Here is a 21,427-nt window from a genome sequence, read left to right as displayed (position 1 = left end):
GGGTGTTCGCGCACAGGGGCAATTTTATAAACCTTGATGGAACGCGGCGGAACCGAAGCGGTCAGCGTATTTGAAATTTTTCCGCAATAACGGGCGTTCCAAAAATCGAACAGTGTATATTCTCCGCCGGTAAGCCCCGCTTTTTCAAGCGGAAACTCGACCGAAAGCGGCTCGTCTGCGAAATTGAGCAGCCCGACGACGCGATAGGACTCCCAGCCCTTTTCGACGGGCAGCACATACACTTTGGGATAATCGGGATAATCAGTGTCAAAAAGGTCGGCGGCGACGGCGCTGCGGTCATATTGCGGCAGCACTTTTTTGACCATGGCAAGCCGCTCTTCGTCGATCGTGGCGATGTCGTCACCGAGCATTACAGGCCCCGAAGAAAGCGCAAAGAAACTCGCAACGATCTCGGCCTCATTGCGAGGCACGGGCTTATCGACGGTCATAACGTTGAACGCGTCGTTGTGGTAAAAGCGCCGATTGGTGAAAAAGCTCGCCGCGAAAGACCACAGCACCTTTTTCAACAATTCAAAATCATCCGTCATGCACATGGCGGGATAAAACGGCATCTCGGGATAAAGAGGGCGGCCCTCACCGAAATCACAGCCGATGCGCACGGCGTCTACGCAGCCGATATTCTGCATGAGCGTGCCCGTGGAGGACAGCAGCCAGGTATCGGCGCCTGCCGATTCCCGGATGGCCTTCAAGCCGTTTCGGTAGACCTCCGGCCCCTTGACCATGGCGGTATCATAATACTCATCATAGGGGAAATGCCCGGGCGTGGTGCCCGAGGCGACATGCAGAAAGTCGATCATATAATAACGGACGCCCAACCGGTGCAGCTCGGTAAAGACCTCTTTCAAATAAGCGACGGCATCGGGATTGCTCGGGTCGAGCGCGCGAAAACTGACCCGCTCCTCGGGCGGCAGGGTCTGCGAAAGGCCGTAGCCGAGGTGATAACCGTTGTTGAACGCCTTGCCGTCCTTTTTCAATAAGCAGTCCTTCATCCGCTCTGCGGTGGGAGAGAGTTTATCCGGCACCCAGAAAGGCGCGATCCAAAAGCCGGGCGACATCTTCTTTTCGCGGATACGCTCAAAAATCCACTCCCAGCCGTGCGGGAAGCGCTCGCGGTTATGTTCAAGCCAATTGCCCGGAACCATGTCTTTATAATTGGCAATGCTCATCCAGATGTTTTTAACTCCGAACCCGGTTAACTTTTTCTCGATTGCGGCGATGTTCTCGATAATCAAGTCCTCATAAAGTTCTTGTGTGAACCCGCAGCGCCAGGTCCACCCGCCGATCCAACCGACGGAGGGTGTGGGGTTGAAGACGGGTTGATAATGCCGTGCGACCCGCTCTGCCCAGTGTTCGGCAGCCGCAAACGGATCCGATTCTACGGCGATATACAAGGTCTCGCTGTTTTGAACCGCGCCGGGCAGCAGAGAGAAACCCTCGAAATCACAATATAGAGTGCCTTTAATTTGTCCATGTATTAAAGTCAGTTCCCCTGCGGTCGTGGCGCGGTCGAAAGTCAGAAAACAAAGCGGAATGCTCTTGCAGGTCTCCCGGCTGAGCAGCAAAGAAAATGTCTTGGAGGATATGGTTTCGCCCTCGCGCAGGGAGCGCACGTCGTTGTCAATGACCCAGCCCGACTGCTTTAAAACGGCGGGTCTGCCGCCGTCCAAAGTAATATCACCGGAAAAGAGCGAGCATTTCCCCAGGGTAATCGCAGACTCCGTGCGGTTCTCAATTTTTAATTGCTGGGTGATATATCCCGATTCGTTAAATTGCAAAGCCGTGAGAGTTAATATCAGACCGGAGGTCTCCATCGTGCCGATATAGCCTTTATAAGAACCTTCTGAGGAGTCGATACCGCTCATGGTCTTACTCATATCGGAATTCCAATTTATAAGCTCACCGTTTACTTCAAGCGAAACCCCGGAATTCAAAAAGCATCCGTTTTGTGCAAAGCTCCAGCCGCTGCGTACAAGTGACAGAACTGTTTTTTCAGCCATATCAAACACCCCTTCAACGCTTATCGCATTCATCATAACACAAACCGCCTGAATATGGAAGTCATTCGGGCGGTTCTGTGATGATTATTCATTTGTCACACCGAGAGATGAAGTGCGCTATGAAATCAATAAATTCGATGAATCTTCCCCGTGATTATCCCCGTTGATTTTATGGATAATGGTCATCTTCTTCCACCGGCCGGACAGGTAGAAAATCAAACTCAGCGTGACGCCGACCGCGGTTGCGACCGGCGCTCCGAGCCCGATGCCGGAAAGACCGTATCCGAGCGTGATTCCGAAAATATAACAGGCCGGGATTCGGGCCAACAGCGAAGCGACCGCACTGTTCAGCAGCGTAAACGTCGTATGACCCGAACCGATGAACAGGCCCATCATACTGAACTGGAACGGCACCAACAAATAATCGAAGCTGAAACTGCGCAGGTACTGCACGCCGCTTGCGATCATCGCAGCATCATTGTCAAACAACTTCAGACAAAACTCCGGGAACAGCTGAACCAGCGCGAAGATCACAACGCTCATGGACATTGAAATCAACATGCCGATGCCCATCGTCTTTTTGGCACGGCCGATCTCTCCCGCCCCGAGGTTCTGAGCGCTCATCGCCGAGATCGAGGAGCTCATCGCGATCGCAGGCAAAATAGCAAAGCCGTTGAGTTTGGCGACTGCGCCGACCGCAGCTGAAGCCGTGACGCCGAGGGTGTTGACCAGCGCCGTCAAAAACAGGAACGAGACGCTGACGAGTGTATTTTGTATGGAGGTCGGAATGCCGATTTTTAAAATCATCTTGAGACGCTCGGGGTGGAATCCGAAGGACTTGAGCCTGAAATCAAAGACAAAATTGTTTTTCTTTAAATAAATGACACATAAGAACATGCTGATTGCCTGAGAAAACACAGTCGCAATCGCCGCGCCCGCCGCGCCCATGTGAAAGACCGCCACGAGAAGCAGGTCGCCGAATACATTGACTATACAAGCGATTGAAACGAAAATCAGGGGATTTTTACTGTCTCCCATACCACGCATGACCGCACTGAGTGCGTTGTAGCCGAAAATAAAGATCGTTCCGAGCGTTGTGATCATAAAATAGCTGTTTGCATCGGCAAACGACTCCTGCGGCGTTTGAATCAACCGGAGCAGCGGCTCTTTAATCGCCAAAGGTACTACGGTCATGATCACCGCAAGGACACCCAAAGCCGTGAACAATGTACCGATGGTCTCTTTGATGGCCTGCCGTTTTCCAGCACCCAGGTACTGCGCGATTAAAACCGTGCCTCCGACCGAGAGGCCGAGTACGAGGTTGGTGACGAGCAGCGTGATCTGGCTGCCGATATTGACGCCGGACATCGCGGCAGTTCCGTTAAATTGCCCTACGATAATCATATCGGCGATGGAATATAACGACTGAATCAGATTGGACAGCAAAAACGGTAAAGCGAATTTGATCAGCTTCTTCCCGACGTGTCCTTCGACCAGATTTGTTTCAAGTTTCGGCATAATTTGGGCCATTCTTTCGCGCTTTTTAGGTGTTTTTGTCGATTATGAAAAAACAAAAGGGGCGGACCGCTCCGGTTTTCGGAGCATCCGCCCTTTTCATCAGTTTTGCACGGGTTCGAACCCGTCGCGTTTTACCAATTCCCAGTTGACGGCAAGTGTCGTAATCGGATTTCCATCGATGTGATCCTTTTTCTGAAAGACATACCCTTTTTTCATCAGGGTCTTCAGAGCGGTCTGGACTTTCGAATACTGGACGTGATTGATTCCCGAAATCGTCTGTACGGTCTTATTAAAAGACAAAACCATTTTTTTGTTTTGATTTTCGAGATACTTGAAGTTTTTCAAAATCATCTCGTAATAATTTGCGAGCGGATCCGCCGCGGGTGGTTTTTCCACTTCGACGCTCCAGTCCGCGATGGACTGCAGCTGTTTGCTGAAAGCGTTCTTTACCGCATAGATCCCGACTTGTTTGTTACATCTGTTCTTTAAAAAACGTGCCGCCGAGGAGAAATGACCGTCACCGGTAAAAATGATAAAAACTTCGGCGCTGCTGGGATCAAAGGCGCGTTGGTAAATCAAATCGAGCATGATAAAGTCGGTAAAATCTTTTTTATAGTGGCTGGTATTTTGGGTCTGAACGATCATGTTGGTGACTTCTCTGATTTTTGATATCTCGTTCTGCATGCCCTGCACCGAAAAATCGGCGAAAAAAGTCATTTCACGGACGTCATACTTAGCGTTTAATTCCTTGCTCCAGTTTTTGATATCCGGCTTAATTCCATACAGCTTCTCGAGTGAGATGTACCAGTGTTCAAAATCCACAAATACCGCCGCCGACTGTTTTCCGCTGCCGGATCCCTTATTGACGCCGAATATTTTGGACCAAATTCCTATTTTGTTCACCTCCTTTTATGTTTTTAAAAAAGCCCGGCCTTTTGCCGAGCTTTTGGCACGCCCGAGGGGATTCGAACCCATGGCCTACTGGTTCGTAGCCAGTCACTCTATCCAGCTGAGCTACGGGCGCACATATGGCGACATTCGCCACGCGACGGTCTCCCGCCGACAGTTTTTCATTATAGCACGGTTTTATCCTTTGTCAAGCATTCGAATACTTTATTTTCAGGAAAAACGGTTTACTTTTACATGTCTTATCCGATATAAATTAAACGCCGGAGCAGGTGCCATGCGAAAATTTACTTGCAAAAAAATTGCCTCAAAATATTGACAAGGAAAAGTCGTTGTGTTATTATAGTCAGGCGTCGCGGCGCTTTGCTGGTGTAGCTCAGTCGGTAGAGCAGCTGATTTGTAATCAGCAGGTCGGGGGTTCAAATCCGTCCACCAGCTCCAGCGGGCTCTGCTCGCAAAAACCGAATACCATATGGGGGAATTCCCGAGTGGCCAAAGGGGACAGACTGTAAATCTGCTGGCTTCGCCTTCGGTGGTTCGAATCCACCTTCCCCCACCAAAAAGCAAAAAGCGCCTTTAGGTGCTTTTTGTTTTTGGTATGGGATTTTGCAAGGTGGATTCGAACCAGGGCGTGGAAGCGATGTGCGACAAAAGGAGCAAATCGCGACCAAACCACAGTCCGGGGGACTGTGGTTTAGCCCTCAAAGCGAAGCGCGATAAAATCCACCTTCCGAAAAAACTTGCTTCAGCAAGTTTTTTAAATGAAGCGTTCCCGTCGGGAACATGAAGTGCCCTCCGGGCATGTAGTTGCCACGCGCAACGACCGCGGGGCAATGAAGTGTGTCTGCGGACGCATTAGGAACGCTTCGCTTCATATTTTTTTGCAAAAATACTTTATATCTCGCCGTCTCGAGATTCTTCATTTCGGCGAAGCCGCGATTTCATTCGTCCCCTGTTTCCCTTGACTTTCCAAAGGGATTATGGAATAATCGTGACAGAAATTTTCCTATTGCATCCGTCAGCGTAGTAAACAAAAGCCGGAATCAACACGAAGGAGTCGAAAAAACATGAATATTGATATCTTTAAATTATCACCCGCCTTGCTTGACGACTGACTGAAATACTTTGATAATATAGCCTTTTCCGATAATGACGAATGGGAAGGCTGTTATTGTATGTGTTATCACTGGAGCAGAGAGTTACAAAAAAAGAAAAACTGGAATTGTTCAAAAACAGACGCGCCGTATAACCGGGAATGTGCGATAAAGTTGATTAAAGACGGAATGATGCAGGGGTACTTAGCTTATTGCGACGGCAGCGTTGTCGGATGGTGTAACGCAAATGATAAGCAAGCTTTCGATAATGTGAATTTTGCACTTCCCTGTGAAGCTTCGGAAAAGGATAAAAAAATAAAGTCTGTTGTATGCTTTTGTATTGCACCTGCTTATCGCGGAAAAGGCGTGGCTTCGGCATTATTGAAAAAAGTATGCGAAGACGCCAAAGATAATGGGTATGAATATATTGAAGCATATCCATTTAACCATGACGAAAACAACGCATATCACGGTCCCACTTCAATGTATAAAACAAATGGTTTTACACTTCATAACCACGTGAATGGATGCACAATTTATAGGAAATATTTAAAGTAACGCGTATCTTTCCCGCGTGCTTTTTTTCGTGATTTTTTAGCGGGGCTCTCCGCCCTCTTCCCACCAGTTGGTGAGGTAACACATCCCGTTCCAAACGCTTTCCAGCATCGCCTGACGGGAGCGCGGGAGGGTGACCCATTCCTCGACCCGGGATAGGCCGTAACCGAAGCAGTCGTCGAAGAATTTGTTGATAGCGTCCATGTCGATCTTGCCCCGCATGGAGTCGTTTTTCAGCCGGACATACCGGACGGAGAGATTGGCTTTCCCGACTCTCCACAGCCGCAGGGGATCCCCCGCCACGGCTTGCCCGGCTTTTTGGAAAAGTGCCTCATATTGGTCAAGACATTCGTCGGTCAGATAGGGCAGGTCGCAGTGGGTGTTATAGCTGCTGTGGGTATGGGTTTTCTCGGCGTTGTCGCAAACCGCATTCAAATAATCATTGATAAACGGCGCGGCTGCTCCGTAGAAAGCCGCTAAAAACTCGGTCTTCAGAGCTTTTACATCGGCATCCGGATTCCAAAGCAGCTTGCTGACCAGATAGGCGCGCAGCTCGTTGCAGTCGGTGCCGTCACCTTTGGAAAAGTTACCCTGTTCAAAACATCCCCGGACATTGTGCCGGGTGAGAAACCGGATATCCTGCTGCAAAATCCGCCAGTTGGGAAAGGGCATGCAGTAATGAGCGAAGTCCGTGATATAATCCCAGGTATACAGCCGATCGCAGACCTTTGACCAGTCTATCAGGTCATTGGCAAACGAGGAAACCGATCCGTCCGGGCGCTTGACTCCCCGGCTTTCGTCGTCACAGCCGTTCAGGGGGTGCAGCAGGCAGCATTCAATGCTGCAAAGCCGAACACAGACATTATGACGGGGACGGATATACATAGGAGCCGGGCGGGTGTGGAGATAGGCCAGCGTGTCGATGATCACATGGGGAAACTCCGGCTCGATGGCCTCGGCCACCCGGTTGATGAAATGAATCAGCGAACCGGCGTGAGAGCCTTCCCGTTCATCAATCTCCCGGCAATGCTCACACCGGCAGGGGTTTTGCCAGTCGTTCTGGGACACAGAGATGATGGTGGCCTCCGGGTTTTCACGAAGGGCTTCTTTTACCTTCTCCACGGTGATGGCGAGCACATCGGGATTGGTGAAACAGGGCTGTGCCCGTTCCTTCAACCGTTTGCCGTCGACCAGTGAGAAATATTCGGGGTGCGCGTCGTAATACTCGTCCGGAGGGAGAATGTGCCCGAACGAATGAACATACCAGGCATATGAGATATGTCCGCCCAGTTTTTCATCAAGTCCCGGATAATTCCCGTTGATGCGGGATTTGACGGCAAACCCGGGATGGTCGTTGTAAAAGCGATACCAATGGTCGCGGTATTCTACTATAGGAATTTGGGTTTCGTCTAATGAGGGCAGTTCCACAATATCCAGCGTGGGGATTTTTTCACAGGCAGGGGTGAAAAAGCGGCAGCCCAGCTTTTCCAAAAGCTCGTAAACCCCGTATAAAATGCCCCGGCAGCCGCCCGCGATGAGAAGGTTTTCTCCCATCGTTTTCAACGTGAAGCCATCATTGCCCAAGCGGTCAAAATCCGCGGCCTCATCATAGCCCTGACCCTTGCTGGCTAAAATCAACGAGGGGTCGGATCGCTGAACGGTGATTTGAAAAAAGCCCCCGCTGATCCGGTCCAGATATTTTTTCAATTCTACAGAAGCGGTTTGCTGGGAAGGGACTGCGCCTTCGGGAAGGTATATTTTCATCCGGGGGGTATTGTTTTGAGAGAATATCATAAACGCGTCCTGCCTTTGTTTTGTTGTTGGGTGCGAAATCGATTATTATAGCGGGGCCCTTATTTTCACCCTGCGAAAACTTTGTTCTTGCCCTGCTTTTTGGCGACGTACAACAGTTTATCGACCCGGTTTATAATCGACTTCATGACGTCGCCTTCAATGAACTCTGTTACGCCGAAGCTGGCCGTGACTATGCCGATTTCATTATCATGTTCCAGTTTCACAATATGATCCTTAATGCGTTCGGCGATTTCGACAGCTCTTTCCCGCGCAGTGTTCGGAAGGATTACAATAAACTCTTCCCCGCCCCATCTGGCGACGATGTCATTCTGCCTGATTCCGTTTTTAATGGTTTCCACGGTTTTGACGATCACTTGATCGCCTGCGACATGTCCGTACATGTCGTTGACCTGTTTAAAATCGTCAAGGTCGATCAGGATAATTGAAAAATCACATTTGGCACTGCACATTTGCTCGAGCGTCATATCACAGGCCGCTCTGTTAGAGGAATTCGTCAGCGCATCTGTTTTTGCGAGAACCTCAAGTTCAAGTTTCTGTAAATAGTTCAATCTTCTTTGTTTATTAATTCGAAACATCAACGTTCCGATAATCAAGGTCTGCGATAAAAGATAAATCGTTAAAATAATTTTTGTGCCCGATGCCAAAGTCGGTATGGTCCATGGTGTAAAACCAATAAACACCAGGGTTAAAAACGCAGAAGTACAGATATTTGTGATCCACCTGTTCGGAATAATAAACAGGCCGAATGTGATGTAAACCAAATCAAGCACTTCAAATATCAAGTCAACAGGTGCAAAATGCATCGCCATGTATTCATGAATCAAATACATCAATACGGCAAAAACAATTGCCGATTTAATTGCCGCGGTTTTATTTCGGGCCATTTTTAACAGGAAAAATTCGAAAATCGCCATTGCCAAAATGAAAACTCGGGGAATTAATGAATAGAAGATGATAAATTCAGTATCAGCCGATAAATACAAGTAATCCGTAACCACAAACAGCAAGTTAATGATACTGAAAATCAAAATGGTATATCTGCTGACCCGAAGTCCCCTTTTGACTTCACTGTCATAAAATTGCTTTTCTGTGTTTTTATCTCTGAACTCCGCCAGCCGATTGATTTCCTGCTTCATGGTTTTATACCTCCCCAATCATGTCTTTAATAAAAAGCTCCGCTTTTTGCTTTAAATCCTGACTCTTGGGTTACAAAACCCCGGCCTTAGCCGTTGCGTCTTGTTCCGGGATTTTCGTATAATCACAGTATAGCATTTTAATTTTTGCTGTCAATTCCGTTTCTATTTATATTTTACTTACTTTATGAAACTTTCAAGATATCACTGCGGTTTGCCCAAAATATTGAGAGGGAAAAGTTTTAGAATTTCATTGACTTTAAAAGCATGGATGGTATGATGGTATAGAAAAAACTCGGGAGCGTCGGAAATGCAAAAAGGCTTAGAGGAGATCAAACGAAATTTCAAGAATCCGCCGAGGGAATACGGCATCTACCCGATCCTTTGCGGCGGAATTGTTCAATCGTCCGAAAAAATTGAACAATACGACCGGCAAGGCTTCGCCGGTGTTGTCGGAGCCGTCCCTTATGAAAAGGATTTTCCTTATGACGAAGGCGAATGGGACCGAACCGAACGGGCTTTTCGCGCTTATATCAATAAAGGGATGCAGACCTGGATTTATGACGAAGACGGCTATCCTTCGGGTACTGCGGGCGGCGTTGTGATCGATGAACATCCGGAATATGAAGCGGTCGGACTCTACTGCTACGAGTACTGGCGCACTCTCGAGGGACCGATGAGTTATCGCGCCGATGTACCGGGCGATCAGCTTTTCAAAGCACTTCTGCTGCCTCTGAGCGGCGGAGAGGCCATTGATATCACAGACACGCTAAATGAGAAAAACACACTGCATTTCGAAATACCTTCAGGCGCTTATCACCTGTTTACCATGTCAATCCGGCGGCTGTTTGACGGCACACACGCCGCCCACAGCTACGCCGAGCCGCGCAATTACATCAATTTGCTTGACGCCGACGCGACGGGAGCTTTTATCAAGGTAACCCACGAAAATTACGCGCGTAAGCTCGGTGATCAATTTTCGAAGGGAGTCCGGGCGTTTTTTACCGACGAACCCTCGCTGATCGCCTGGAACATTACGGCGGCGGTTTATCCGATTGTGCCTTGGCACAAGGATTTCCCGGCCAACTTTCAAAAAAAATATGGTTATCCGGTCGAACTCGCCGTAACTGCCGTCGTCACCAAACGCGGGTTTAAATATAAAAAGCGGCGCTGCGATTTTTGGGAATTCGTCGCTGACACCGTCGCGAACAACTATTTCGGCGTGATACAGGACTGGTGCAGAGCACACAATATCCCCTCGTCCGGCCACATGCTGGAAGAGGAGCGGCTGCAGACCCATGTCTACGACTACGGCTCATTATATAAATGCGCGAAGCGGATGGATTGGCCGGGCATCGATGAACTCGAGAGCGAACCGCTGCGGCTGATGGATGAAAAAAACATCCCGATTGCGCGGCTGCTTGCCTCCGTTGCCGACGTACACGGCTGCGGAGAGTCGTTTACCGAGTTTTCAGATCATTTTTCGCGCATGGAAAACAAACAGATCGGCATGAACTGGATTCGCTCCTCGGTCAACTGGCATTTTGCGATGGGCATCAACAACATGACCACGTTCTATCATTTCGAGAATTTCAAAGACTCTGAAATCCGCGAACTGAACGAATACAACGCCCGCATCGGAACGCTCATCCGCCGCGGCAGAAGGATGTCCAAAGTCGCGCTGCTCTATCCCGAAGCCGCTCTTTGGGCGGCTTATACCCCGACGGCCGAAGTGCGCGCGATGGACAACTCCGAGGCGACTCTGCGCATCAGCGAGACCTTCCCGAAGGCCGCGTGGGAACTGCTGCACCGTCAGATCGATTTCGATTTTATCGATGAGGACCTCATCCGGGACGGCATCATCGAAAACGGTGCGCTGCGTTATAAAAACAGCGCTTACGAGTGTCTTGTATTTCCTGCGGCTGATGTGCTTTCTATCGGAACGGTCAAAAAAATCAAAACCATGCTGGATGCCGAAGTCGGAATCATCCTGATCGGCGGTATCCCGAAAATTGCGCGCGAAACCGGAGAAGAAGCCGGATTTTATGAGATGCTCTCCCCCTATATCGGCAAGCCGAATTTCACCGTGGTGCCCATCGAATCCGGCTGGACGCTTCCGGGCACTTCAAAACTGCCCGCTCTCCCGCGGCCTGTCCGGATTTATCCCAAAGATGTCAGAACCGTGCTGACCGGCGCCGAGGGAAAAGTTGTCATAATCGACGGCGAAATCATCTCCTCTTCAATGCTGTCACATACCCGCATTCTCGATGACGGTTCGCTGCAGGTCTTTTTATGCAATATGGGCGGCAGCATTTATGACGGGACATTGGAAGTTCAAGATGGAAAAGCGGCCATGACAGCTTCGCCCGACAACGGTAAATTCGCCGAATCTTCCGGTAAATCAGAACACGGTGCATTAAAAACGGCCATCAAACTGCGACCCTATGAAGCCTGTTTCTATCTTATAGATATGAACTAATCAAGTATGATCGGAGGAACTATGCTGACACATACGGGAACACAGGCCATAAAAACCGAGCGGCTTACCTTACGGCGGTTTACATACGAAGACGCCGACGACATGCTCAAATGTTGGATTTCGGATGAAAAGGTACAAGCCCTTTACGGTGAACCCGCCTATAAGACCAAGGAAGCGGTTATCGAACTGCTCGATAAGTACATCGGCGGGTATGAAAGAATGAATTATTACCGCTGGGCGATTATTTTGAAAGAGACCGGAGAATGCATCGGCCAGATCGCCTTTTTCCTCGTCGACGACAAAAACCATTTTGTCGAAATCGAGTACTGCGTCGGGACTCTGTTTCACAACCGCGGATTTATGACCGAGGCCGTCAACGCTGTCATTCGATTCGGTTTCGAACAACTGAACCTGCACAAAATTCAAGTCAGCCATAAAGCCGGGAACATACCTTCAAAGCGTGTCATCGAAAAATGCGGTTTTATCTATGAAGGTACCCTGCGCGATTATTTTTACGACGGGGACGAATATATCGACCGGCTCTTTTATTCCGTTTTAAGAGACGAATATTACAAAAAGGGATTAATGTAAAGATAAAAATCCATCATCGACCCGCAATGATTGAAAGACCCGTTCACCGGCTGTTCGTTTTTGCTTGCAATAAAAAGCGAACAGACATTGCCGGTAATCCCGGCGGGACTTTCGGGGAATATCATGCGAGATTTAAATTTGACTGCACCGAAAAAAACCGAACAGCGTAATCTGGGACTGGACCTCATTAAAATCATCGCAACCGTCGCTGTGATCGGCCTGCACACCATCGCATCCAGATACAGCCGTGTGAACCTGATCGCATATTGTTTTTTCGGCTGCGCAATGCCCCTGTTTTTCATGACCAACGGATATTCAACATTGAATAAGGGAAAAATCGATTTTCTCTATTCGATGCAAAAAATCCGAAATATCCTGCTCATCACAATGTTTTGGAACATCCTCGGCGCCGTATTCGATTATATCAAGACAAAAGATATTCAACGAATTCCGGTGAATATCCTCGGCCCGTACATACAGAAGGGCTTGATGGCGCAGTTTTGGTTCTTCGGTACCCTGGTCCTGATCTACCTGGCGCTGCCATTGCTAAAATATATCTTCGACCGGCCGAAACTCAAATGGCCGCTTTTTGCGTTATTGTTTCTCGCCTGCACGGCGGTGACGGTTCTGTCCGTGATGAAACATACCGCAATCACAATGAAAGTGCCGCAGACGTTCCGGCTCTGGACCTGGTTGTTTTATTATTTTCTCGGCGGAATTCTCAAACAATATCAGGAAAAGATCACTCATTCCCTCAATTTTAAGCTGCATGCCGTTCTGCTGGCGGTTTTTACAGCCGGTTATGTGCTGTATCAGGATCAGTTTTATGCGAACGCCGTCAAAAACCGATTGGCGGAATGCACCTATGACAGTATCCCCATTATGCTTTGGGTCACAGCGATGTTTTTGTTTATCCTGCGGCTGAACATCAATAAAAAGCCCAAACTCGCGGGCGCTGTCGGTTTTATTTCCCCGTTGATGTTCGGATGTTATATCATCCACGGCCCATATGCGATGTTGCTGGTTTCAAAACTAACTAATTTATGGAATATCAGCTCCTGCCCGTTCGATTTCGCGGCAGTATTGGTTCTTTCGTTTCTCATCGTATTCATGCTGCGTAATATAAACAAAAATTTGAGTTATTGATTGTCACCTGCAAAAACCGGCTGTCGATTCGACAGCCGGTTTTCTTAGTGATCCGCTTATTTTAATTCAAGTCCATCAGCTTTGCGGTGATTCCTTCGAGCTTGTTTAAGTCATGAACCAACTGCTCGACTTCCTCTTTTTTACCGCAGGGTTGAAGAATGATCAGCCCGTCGTTGGAACAGGATTCTTCACTCACCTCGTGCAGGCCGATACGCGCTCTGAGCTTGCAGCCGTTTTTCGTCAGCGTCTCCTGAAATTTCACCGCATTGTTCACCCGATTGTCCATCCGTACCCCGATCACATAATAACAAGACATAAGCTATACCTCCGTTTTAAAGCCGTAAACGGCATTTCATTGCTTTTATGTTACCATGATAAGGCCGAATTATCAAGAAAAAGAACGCTTACAACTTGTTTTTTTTAATGTAATCGTTTAAAAAGTTCAAAATTTCCATGCTGCAATCGACGATTCGATTATGCACCCGGTTTCGGCTCATGGATAAATAGCCGAAATAACCCCACGGGTCTTTGGTCTGCGTGCCCCAGTCCCACAGCCCGTCCGCGTTTTGGTTTTCGAGTAACCAACGCACCGTATCTGACAGATAGAGGGCGGAACCGCGAAATTGATTGATATAATTGAAAGCATACATCCACCGGCGAGTTTTATTACAGACAAAATGCTCGGGAAGTTTCGCCGGGCAATTCGGCCAAAAATAACCGTGCTCGTAAGCTTTGCCGCCCAAATGGCACAGCATGGCTTCTTCCAGTTTCGGCGGTACTTCCTTCGGGCGCTTCATCAGAAGTCCTGCCTGTATCGGGATAATTCTTTTTTCCCGCGTCCAAAACACCTCGTGCTGCGCGGCGGCATCTCGCTCATAGGAATATTCGCCGCTCTGATAAGCGCGGGAGGCGATGTGCAGCCACTCGATATAAGTCTGATCGCACAGATCGTTATACGGCCTGATGGATTCGAGCAGCTCACAGATATGCGCCGTTCGCCACGGTTTTGCCCGTTCGTTGGTTTCATGCGGCCGCTCAGGCGGTGTGCCGTTTAAAAAGTCCTCGAGATAATCCTGCGCGCAGAGCAAAATATCCCGGTCTTCAAGCGTCAGGCCGATATATAGCGCGCGGTTGATGCCCACAGTCGAGGTCGGAATTTTGTCTTTGGCCGAATAGTCCTTTGCGTACAACCGCCCCCAGCCGCCGTTCGGGGCCTGCGTCCGGCAGAGATCCTCAACGATATCGCTTGTGAGAAACTCCGGGCGCAGCTTTACCAAATCAAGATCATCATACGGCCTGTCCAGCAGTTGAAACAGGCTTTTATAACGCACGGCGGGATAAGGGCAGAACTCGAATAGGCGGTTTGCCGCCTGTTCAAATTGTTCTTTTATAATCATAAATATAAACTAAAAACTATTTTTACTTCTTTGCCTTTTTCGGAATTTTCAAAAACGCCGCAAGTACTAATGTGATCGCACAGGTGACCGCCGCGACGATGAACGAGTATGTAAAGACACCTGTTGCTGCCAGCTTGCTGGATATGATCGGGAAGATCAGCGCCGAAGCCCCGAATCCGATCATCACAAGGCCGTAATTCAAACCGATGTGCTTGGTGCCGAACAGGTCTGCCGCCGTAGCCGCAAACACGCTCGCAGCTCCGCCGAAGCAAAACGCGATCACAGCAAGGCAGATTAAGAACACGACATTTTGAGCAACGATCATCCCAAGCGAAGCCGCAAGCGTTAAAATCGAGATGGTCATGATGCCCGCTTTTCTGCCGACATAATCGGAATACCACGAAGTAAAAAGGCGACCTCCCGCGCTGGCGATACCCGTGATCATCACGCCGACCGCCGCCATGTTTTCGGTCAGTCCGCGCTCAACGCCGAGTGACATAAACAGCGGATTCAAAATAAAGTACGCGGGCAAAACGAAGAACAGCGAGAGCGTGAGCAGATAAAATTCTTTGGTTTTGAGCATCTCCTTGGTGGTGAATTGCTTTTGGGTGCTCTGTGCCGAACCCGCCTGCGGTTTTACCTCCGGGTTGGCTAAAAACAGCGAACATACCGAGCAGATCACCAAAAATGTGATGCCGATCGCAAGAAAGGTCTTCGGGACGCCCCAACCCGCAAGCAGCGTCTTGGTGACGGGCGCAAACAACACCAACGAAAGCCCGAACGCGCCGACCATCATGCCGGTGGCGAATCCGCGCTTATCAAAAAACCATTTTTGTATAACTGATACAGTTGTAGTATAGACACAGCCCACGCCGAAACCGCCGATCACACCGTAAAACACGTAAATCAACCAGGGCGCCGACGCTGGGACGAAACTGCTCAGAATCATGCCGAGACCGAGCAAAACGCTGCCGAGCAGCGCGACGGGCGCGGGTCCGAATTTGTCCTGCAGTCGTCCTCCGAAAATGATGCCGAGGACAAACGCCGCAAGCATGATGGAGGATGTGATCGCCGCGGCGGCAGCGTCCCACGTGAGGTAAGTCGCGACCGGCCCCTTGAACACGCTCCACATGTAGATAATGCCCGCGCAAAGCTGCAGCACCATGCCGAATGCCAGTACCAGATACCTGTTTTTCACCGTGAATGTTTTCATCTCTTTTCTTTCCTTTCGTTTTTGGGTGTATGTTTTATACCGAAATGATATAGTGAAGCCACTTAAAAATCAAGGTGAAAGTAAACAGTAAGTGGCTTCATATTACCCCCGTCTAAAAATAGTCCTCCAAACATTTTTAAATCCTCATTTATTTTCCGATCAGCCAAAGCCCCGCTAACGCCACAGCTACACCGCCCACATCGATTAAGATGTGTTTCAAAACAGTTCCTTTTTCCCAACGCCGTGGGCTGCCGTTAAAAGCCATGACCCCCAATCCTGCAATGATCAGTATGTAGCCGAGTATTTTCATATAGTTTCCTTTCGTTTTTGTATGTTCTTCTATGTACATCAGCGCTGATCAATTTTTTATAATACACTTCACATTTTCAAACAAGGATTCCAGATATCGTTTGTTCCCCTGCAGTGTAATTTTCGATTCCTCCGGGATACTCTCAAAAACGCGGTCGGCTGTTAGGTTCATGTAAAAATTAATCAACTCTGTTCCGCTATTTTGCGTATTAAAATAATGAATCAATCCCCGAAAACTGTCTAATAAACCTACTTCAACGCCATGTTCCGCGAATCTGGTGTGTGCGGGCGAAAGCTTGCACGATTTCTGCATCGTATATTGGATTAAGTCATCGGTGCCGAGTTTCCCTTTTTTTCGAAACGAATCATTCAAAAATTCATTTTTACACCCTTCAAAGGAATCGGCAATACCCGTCGATAACAAGCGGATCAATTTGTCATTACTCACCCCATGGAGCAATTGCGCTGAGCCGAAAGTGAAATCATAATCATAGGATAAAATGTCTTTTCCGTTATAAAGCCAATTGTTATGGGTTCTGTCGCAATTTAACGTAAAGATGTCCAAAATAATCATGGAGCAGTATTTTTTAAACATTTCATACCCGTGAACAGGGGCTTTGCTTCGAAATTCGTTTTTAATCTCATCGATATCATAACTGCCGATCAATCCGTCTCCCGAAAACCAATCTTTCCCCGGATTAAAATAATCGCTGTACACAAACAGTTCGCCGTTCGCTGTGAATTTATGATAAACGACCGTATTCAACCCGGCGATTCTCGCCAGTGCAGTTGTAAAAATAATCGCATCCCGATTGAGTTCGCTGTCCACGATTTGAAAATGGGATTTCCCTTCACCTTGTATGTCCATGTCAAAATGGTCCGGTTTCTCTTCGCCCTGTCTTTTTTCGCGGATTAATTTTTCAATATAATCTGTTGTCTCTGGGTTGAACATTTTATGCCTCTCTTTTTTACGGCTGCCTTACATCTTCTTACCGCATCATTCCGTTTTTATAGGTATCATACCAACTGTCGATGGCTGCGTCGTCGTCCATTTTCAACGCCTTGAAGATTTCGTATGCGAATTCAAGGGCTGCTGTCTCGTTGGCCGTAATGAAACCGCCGTCGGAGACAGCCTGTTTGGCAACATAATAGTCCTGAGCGTGATATTCCTTCTGCTGAAGGAAGTATTCCAGTGTATCGCCGTTATGCCTGACCTTATCCAAAAATCCGTGTTTCCCGAGAAACACCGCTCCTCCGCAGATTGCCGCCACAGGAATACCTGCCGCAGCAGCTCTCCTGACCAGCGCGGCGATTACATCGTACCGGTTCTCGGACCAGGAAAAGCCGCCGGGAAGAATGAGCATTGAAACATCATCCAGTGGCAGATTTTCCGAGATCATTTCGTCAATCTCGGCTCTGATTCCGCCGATGGAAACCTTCGGGTTCTTATCAACCGCAACGGTCTTGATGCGATATTTTTTTGACTTGTTGATTTCGGCGATCGCATAACTCGCTTCCCAATCAGCCCAGTCGTCTGTGAGGATAAGCAATACTTCGTTCATGTTGTCATCTTTCCTCTAAATCAATATCCGTCCGGTGGGATGCGGTGCATATTTATTCCCACTCGATGGTCGCCGGGGGTTTGGTGGTAATGTCGTAGCAGATGCGGTTGATGTGCTTGACTTGATTGACAATCTTCGAGGCCGCCGACTGCAGCACGTCGTAAGGGATTTTGGCAAAATCGGCGGTCATGAAGTCGCTGGTCGTGACCGCGCGCAGCACCAGCGTATAATCATACGTCCTGCCGTCGCCCATGACCCCCACCGAGCGGATGCCCGTCAGCACTGCAAAATACTGGTTGATCTCACCGTCGAGACCCGCAAGCGCGATTTCGTCGCGGAAAATCTTATCGGCGTCCTTTAAAATTGCGAGCTTTTCACGCGTGATCTCGCCGATGATGCGGATGGCAAGCCCCGGGCCGGGGAACGGCTGCCGGTTCACCAGCGCGGCGGGCAGGCCGAGTTCTCTGCCGAGTTGGCGCACCTCATCTTTAAACAACAGCCGCAGCGGCTCGACGATTTCCTTAAAATCTACAAAATCCGGCAGACCGCCGACATTATGGTGGCTCTTGATAACCGCGGCGTCGCCGAGGCCCGATTCGATGACGTCGGGATAGATCGTGCCCTGCGCTAAAAAGTCTACGGTGCCGATCTTTTTGGCCTCCGCCTCAAACACGCGGATAAACTCCTCGCCGATGGTTTTACGCTTGGTCTCGGGGTCGGAAACACCGCTGAGCCGATTCAAAAACCGCTCCGACGCGTCGACCGTGATCATATTGATATCAAAATCTTTGAAGGCCTCCTGAATCTCTTCGGTCTCGTTTTTGCGCATAAAGCCGTGGTCGACATAGACGCAGGTCAGCTGCTTGCCGACCGCACGAGATAGCAGTGCCGCGCACACCGAGGAATCCACGCCGCCCGAAAGAGCCAGCAGCACCTTGCCGCCGCCGATTTTCTCGCGCAGTCCCGCAATGGACTTGTCGCAGTAGTCCTTCATCGACCAGCCGCCTTTGCAGCCGCAGACACCATAGAGGAAATTGTGCAGCATCTGTAACCCGTTTTCGGTGTGGTTGACTTCGGGATGGAACTGCACCGCGTAGATTTTTGCTTCCTTGTTCTCCATTGCGGCGAACGGGCAGGTTTTGCTGTACGCGGTGCGCTTGAAGCCCTCCGGTATATTTGAAATATAATCGTTATGGCTCATCCAGGTGACGCCCGTCTTGGGCAGTCCCTTGAATAAAACCGAATCGGTGTCGAATTCGATCTCGGTCTTGCCGTATTCGCTGACTTTTGCGGCGGAGACCCGACCCGAAAACTCCTTGGCGATGATCTGCGCGCCGTAGCAGATGCCCAAAATCGGAATGCCCAGCTTAAAAATCTCCGAATTCACCTGCGGAGAGGTTTCGAGGTAAACGCTGTTCGGGCCTCCGGTGAAGATGATTCCGACGGGGTTGATCGCTTTCAGCTCGTCCATGCTCGTCTTATACGATTTTACCTCGCTGTAAACGCCGCATTCCCGCACCCTGCGCGCAATCAATTGGTTATATTGACCCCCGAAGTCCAGGACAATCACGATTTGGTCTTTCATTTCGTTCTCCTTAAGTTATGATATGTAGTTCAATATTCCGCATTCGATCTCTGCCCGGTGCGATTCGGCATATGCAAGCGCTTTTTTCAAATATCGGTATTCGGGTCCGCGTTTTAGCAAATATCGCAGTCCCACCCAGAAATCGCACCATTCCATCGCTTTTTGCGCACCGTTTATTTGATGTTTTGCCGCGATATACATTCGGTTGATGACATACCGGCGGATTTGCGATTCCGATCGAATGCGAAATTCCTTCGAAGCGCGGTGCAAGACCTTTATATCGCCGTCGATATAACAACGCTTGTCCTCCGCTTTTGCAGCTTTACAATAACCGAGCGTGAAATCCAAATCCTCGGCGTAGGCATAACCCGTCAGCTTTTCATCCCAAGAGATCCCGTTTTTTTCGACAAGGGATTTTTTCACAGCGAAGAAAAAGCCCATCGCCCAACGGGTTTCGGCTTTTCCTTTTACGCGGTCGGGATACCGCCCGAGCACCGAAGGCGTCACATGCCCGATTTTTCGGTTTTGAAACGACCTCAAGCCGGTTAGATATCCAAGTGAGCTTTGGCGTTTTGTAATCCCCTCATCCATCGCCGCAATCAGAGCGACGTCTGCGTTTTGCATGTCCTCATACAGTTTGGAAAGGGTGCGATAACGAAAATCCAAGTCGTCATCACAAAAGAGCAGGATATTGTTTTTCGCTTCCTTCATCCCGTAATTTCGAGCTGCGGTAGTAGACGGCGGGCTGAGTTTTTCGTGTAAAAAAGAAACCGCCGCGCGCGTCTTTCTCAGCGCTTCGGCGTTCAGCGCGAAAATTTCGTCATCCGACTGGTCGATGATAATCAACTGGTCGGGAACGGAATCGGCGGCCGCAATCGTTTCAAGAGTGTGCAAAAGGGCCTGCGGACGGTTCAAAGTCGGGATCACGATGCTGACCGGCACTGTCTTTGGCATCCGCATTCACTCCTTAAAGAGTAATTTGATTGAATTATACGGGTTTTTGCATGAATAATCAAGCATTCAGCAAGATTTCGCGGTTGGTTCCGTAGAAAATATCTTTCCTGCCGGAGATATACTTACAAAGCTCTTCGAATTTGCCCCAGGTGTCGAGATAGTCAAACTCATAGCTGTGACCCCAGACATAAAAAATCCGGTCGTCCGGCCATTCACCATCAACGAATTCACGGGCAAGTTGAAACATTTTATCAAAATCCATATGATAGACCGTCGGCTGAAAACGGTAAAGGTTACTCTGCCGTTCAAATGACCCGTTGCAGGTGATCGTTCGGACATATTTGATCGGCGTATTTTCGGCAATCACCGAAGCGACGTAGTCGTTGTTGTTTATACCGCCGCAGGGATAAGCCATTCCGACAATCTCATACCCGACCATTTCCTCGAGCGCATGGCGGTCGTCCTCGACCTGTTGAATGATTCCGGCTTTGTCAAGAACTTTCAGATCCGGATGGGTAACGGTATGCACGGCGACTTCATAGCCTTGATAAATCGAAGCGACATCGCATTTCTGCACTTTATTGTGGGTAGCCTCGCCCATGCTGTTTTTCACCCTGCCCTCGCGTCCGAGTAAACCGGAATTGAGGTTAAAAGTCGCTTTCAGCCCGTATTTATTAAACAGTTCAATCAAGCGGACATCCTGTGTCACGCCGTCGTCGTAACTAAAGGTAACCGCTTTTTTCTTGTCTTCAAACATTCTCAAACAACCTCGATTTCGTTTGGAGTCGGATATTTCGGAAGGTTTTGATCCGGGTGGTCGAGGTAATAATAGGCGACCGACATAAAGTCATCACGGCGCTCGAGGTACCGTCCGTCGCTGCGCCAACCGAGGTCTTGCAGAGTCACGCGCAGGTCCTTTTCGAAGCGAATCGGGTCGACAACATGCCAGCGGTAGAGCGAAAACCGCTGCTGGCTGTTATACAAACCATCGGGTTTGATGACCTGAAACATCCCTGCATACAGCCCCGAATAGGTCTGATAGACACCGTTTAAATCCCAGTCATACGCGCCGCAAAAATAGTCCTCGGTGCCGGTGCCGCAAATGGTTGGATACTCGGTGTCGCCGTCCATAAAGAACTTGATCTCACCCTC

19 protein-coding genes and 3 tRNA genes are annotated in these 21,427 nt (G+C 49.1%); 6 read left to right on the top strand and 16 right to left on the bottom strand.

What is annotated here, in order from left to right; translation table 11 throughout:
• The 4 genes from PKH29_09525 to PKH29_09510 form a co-directional block, all read right to left on the bottom strand.
• Positions 1 to 2,018: hypothetical protein (locus PKH29_09525; protein HNX15073.1), on the bottom strand; the 2,018-nt coding region annotated here is incomplete at its 3' end.
• Between the two features lie 117 nt (positions 2,019 to 2,135).
• On the bottom strand, positions 2,136 to 3,536 hold the full coding sequence (locus PKH29_09520; protein ID HNX15072.1) for an MATE family efflux transporter: 1,401 nt from the start codon (positions 3,534 to 3,536) through the stop codon (positions 2,136 to 2,138).
• A 99-nt stretch (positions 3,537 to 3,635) separates the two neighbouring features.
• On the bottom strand, positions 3,636 to 4,439 hold the full coding sequence (locus PKH29_09515) for an NYN domain-containing protein (protein ID HNX15071.1): 804 nt from the start codon (positions 4,437 to 4,439) through the stop codon (positions 3,636 to 3,638).
• Between the two features lie 44 nt (positions 4,440 to 4,483).
• Positions 4,484 to 4,560, bottom strand: a tRNA-Arg gene (locus PKH29_09510).
• A 247-nt stretch (positions 4,561 to 4,807) separates the two neighbouring features.
• Here PKH29_09510 and PKH29_09505 point away from each other — a divergent pair.
• The 3 genes from PKH29_09505 to PKH29_09495 all read left to right on the top strand — a co-directional run bounded on the left by PKH29_09505 (position 4,808) and on the right by PKH29_09495 (position 6,094).
• Positions 4,808 to 4,883 (top strand) — tRNA-Thr (locus PKH29_09505).
• 33 nt (positions 4,884 to 4,916) lie between these two features.
• A tRNA-Tyr gene (locus PKH29_09500) sits at positions 4,917 to 5,001 on the top strand.
• Positions 5,002 to 5,617: 616 nt separating this feature from the next.
• Positions 5,618 to 6,094 (top strand): GNAT family N-acetyltransferase, encoded by a 477-nt coding sequence (locus PKH29_09495; GenBank protein HNX15070.1) that lies wholly within the window; start codon positions 5,618 to 5,620, stop codon positions 6,092 to 6,094.
• A gap of 36 nt (positions 6,095 to 6,130) precedes the next feature.
• On the opposite strand, the gene PKH29_09490 is transcribed toward PKH29_09495, so the two are convergent.
• Both PKH29_09490 and PKH29_09485 read right to left on the bottom strand, forming a co-directional pair.
• A complete protein-coding gene (locus PKH29_09490) occupies positions 6,131 to 7,885 on the bottom strand; it encodes a DUF4838 domain-containing protein (protein HNX15069.1) in 1,755 nt (584 codons plus the stop codon).
• A gap of 65 nt (positions 7,886 to 7,950) precedes the next feature.
• Positions 7,951 to 9,042, bottom strand: coding sequence for a GGDEF domain-containing protein (locus PKH29_09485; GenBank protein ID HNX15068.1), 1,092 nt, complete (start codon positions 9,040 to 9,042; stop codon positions 7,951 to 7,953).
• Between the two features lie 307 nt (positions 9,043 to 9,349).
• Between PKH29_09485 and PKH29_09480 the strand changes: the two genes are divergently transcribed.
• Genes PKH29_09480 through PKH29_09470 form a run of 3 tightly spaced genes read left to right on the top strand, consistent with a single transcriptional unit; the run spans position 9,350 to position 13,255 of the window.
• The gene (locus tag PKH29_09480) at positions 9,350 to 11,518 is read left to right on the top strand and encodes a glycosyl hydrolase (protein HNX15067.1); all 2,169 of its coding nucleotides are present in this window, start codon (positions 9,350 to 9,352) and stop codon (positions 11,516 to 11,518) included.
• Positions 11,519 to 11,539: 21 nt separating this feature from the next.
• Positions 11,540 to 12,109: a GNAT family N-acetyltransferase gene (locus tag PKH29_09475; protein HNX15066.1), complete on the top strand. Its 570-nt coding sequence runs from the start codon at positions 11,540 to 11,542 to the stop codon at positions 12,107 to 12,109.
• A 60-nt stretch (positions 12,110 to 12,169) separates the two neighbouring features.
• Positions 12,170 to 13,255, top strand: coding sequence for an acyltransferase (locus PKH29_09470; GenBank protein HNX15065.1), 1,086 nt, complete (start codon positions 12,170 to 12,172; stop codon positions 13,253 to 13,255).
• Between the two features lie 61 nt (positions 13,256 to 13,316).
• Here PKH29_09470 and PKH29_09465 read toward each other — a convergent pair whose 3' ends face one another.
• The 10 genes from PKH29_09465 to PKH29_09420 all read right to left on the bottom strand — a co-directional run.
• Complete coding sequence (locus tag PKH29_09465; protein ID HNX15064.1) at positions 13,317 to 13,571, bottom strand: hypothetical protein; 255 nt, start codon at positions 13,569 to 13,571, stop codon at positions 13,317 to 13,319.
• Positions 13,572 to 13,659: 88 nt separating this feature from the next.
• A complete protein-coding gene (locus tag PKH29_09460; protein ID HNX15063.1) occupies positions 13,660 to 14,652 on the bottom strand; it encodes a hypothetical protein in 993 nt (330 codons plus the stop codon).
• 22 nt (positions 14,653 to 14,674) lie between these two features.
• Complete coding sequence (locus PKH29_09455) at positions 14,675 to 15,865, bottom strand: OFA family MFS transporter (protein ID HNX15062.1); 1,191 nt, start codon at positions 15,863 to 15,865, stop codon at positions 14,675 to 14,677.
• A 148-nt stretch (positions 15,866 to 16,013) separates the two neighbouring features.
• On the bottom strand, positions 16,014 to 16,175 hold the full coding sequence (locus PKH29_09450) for a hypothetical protein (protein ID HNX15061.1): 162 nt from the start codon (positions 16,173 to 16,175) through the stop codon (positions 16,014 to 16,016).
• 48 nt (positions 16,176 to 16,223) lie between these two features.
• Complete coding sequence (locus tag PKH29_09445; GenBank protein ID HNX15060.1) at positions 16,224 to 17,126, bottom strand: hypothetical protein; 903 nt, start codon at positions 17,124 to 17,126, stop codon at positions 16,224 to 16,226.
• 37 nt (positions 17,127 to 17,163) lie between these two features.
• Positions 17,164 to 17,736 carry a DJ-1/PfpI family protein gene (locus PKH29_09440; GenBank protein ID HNX15059.1) on the bottom strand — a complete coding sequence of 191 codons (573 nt, stop codon included), beginning with the start codon at positions 17,734 to 17,736 and terminating at the stop codon, positions 17,164 to 17,166.
• A 52-nt stretch (positions 17,737 to 17,788) separates the two neighbouring features.
• Positions 17,789 to 19,321 (bottom strand): glutamine-hydrolyzing GMP synthase, encoded by a 1,533-nt coding sequence (gene guaA, locus PKH29_09435; GenBank protein ID HNX15058.1) that lies wholly within the window; start codon positions 19,319 to 19,321, stop codon positions 17,789 to 17,791.
• Positions 19,322 to 19,336: 15 nt separating this feature from the next.
• Positions 19,337 to 20,275 (bottom strand): glycosyltransferase, encoded by a 939-nt coding sequence (locus PKH29_09430; GenBank protein HNX15057.1) that lies wholly within the window; start codon positions 20,273 to 20,275, stop codon positions 19,337 to 19,339.
• Between the two features lie 58 nt (positions 20,276 to 20,333).
• Complete coding sequence (locus PKH29_09425) at positions 20,334 to 21,032, bottom strand: polysaccharide deacetylase family protein (GenBank protein ID HNX15056.1); 699 nt, start codon at positions 21,030 to 21,032, stop codon at positions 20,334 to 20,336.
• A 2-nt stretch (positions 21,033 to 21,034) separates the two neighbouring features.
• On the bottom strand, positions 21,035 to 21,427 hold a 393-nt coding region (locus PKH29_09420), incomplete at its 5' end, for a DUF2961 domain-containing protein (GenBank protein ID HNX15055.1).

This window comes from Oscillospiraceae bacterium (assembly GCA_035353335.1).
GTDB lineage: Bacteria > Bacillota > Clostridia > Oscillospirales > JAKOTC01 > DAOPZJ01.
The sequence above is the reverse complement of the archived record's forward strand: the minus strand, read 5'-3'. Positions and strand labels throughout refer to the sequence as shown.

Bases quoted from the DNA above. Each gene is read 5' to 3' on its own strand.
- PKH29_09520 (HNX15072.1), bottom strand. From the start codon at position 3,536: ATGCCGAAACTTGAAACAAATCTGGTCGAAGGACACGTCGGGAAGAAG.
- PKH29_09495 (HNX15070.1), top strand. From the start codon at position 5,618: ATGTGTTATCACTGGAGCAGAGAGTTACAAAAAAAGAAAAACTGGAAT.
- PKH29_09490 (HNX15069.1), bottom strand. From the start codon at position 7,885: ATGATATTCTCTCAAAACAATACCCCCCGGATGAAAATATACCTTCCC.
- PKH29_09485 (HNX15068.1), bottom strand. From the start codon at position 9,042: ATGAAGCAGGAAATCAATCGGCTGGCGGAGTTCAGAGATAAAAACACA.
- PKH29_09480 (HNX15067.1), top strand. From the start codon at position 9,350: ATGCAAAAAGGCTTAGAGGAGATCAAACGAAATTTCAAGAATCCGCCG.
- PKH29_09475 (HNX15066.1), top strand. From the start codon at position 11,540: ATGCTGACACATACGGGAACACAGGCCATAAAAACCGAGCGGCTTACC.
- PKH29_09465 (HNX15064.1), bottom strand. From the start codon at position 13,571: ATGTCTTGTTATTATGTGATCGGGGTACGGATGGACAATCGGGTGAAC.
- PKH29_09460 (HNX15063.1), bottom strand. From the start codon at position 14,652: ATGATTATAAAAGAACAATTTGAACAGGCGGCAAACCGCCTATTCGAG.
- PKH29_09455 (HNX15062.1), bottom strand. From the start codon at position 15,865: ATGAAAACATTCACGGTGAAAAACAGGTATCTGGTACTGGCATTCGGC.
- PKH29_09450 (HNX15061.1), bottom strand. From the start codon at position 16,175: ATGAAAATACTCGGCTACATACTGATCATTGCAGGATTGGGGGTCATG.
- PKH29_09445 (HNX15060.1), bottom strand. From the start codon at position 17,126: ATGTTCAACCCAGAGACAACAGATTATATTGAAAAATTAATCCGCGAA.
- PKH29_09440 (HNX15059.1), bottom strand. From the start codon at position 17,736: ATGAACGAAGTATTGCTTATCCTCACAGACGACTGGGCTGATTGGGAA.
- guaA (HNX15058.1), bottom strand. From the start codon at position 19,321: ATGAAAGACCAAATCGTGATTGTCCTGGACTTCGGGGGTCAATATAAC.
- PKH29_09430 (HNX15057.1), bottom strand. From the start codon at position 20,275: ATGCCAAAGACAGTGCCGGTCAGCATCGTGATCCCGACTTTGAACCGT.
- PKH29_09425 (HNX15056.1), bottom strand. From the start codon at position 21,032: ATGTTTGAAGACAAGAAAAAAGCGGTTACCTTTAGTTACGACGACGGC.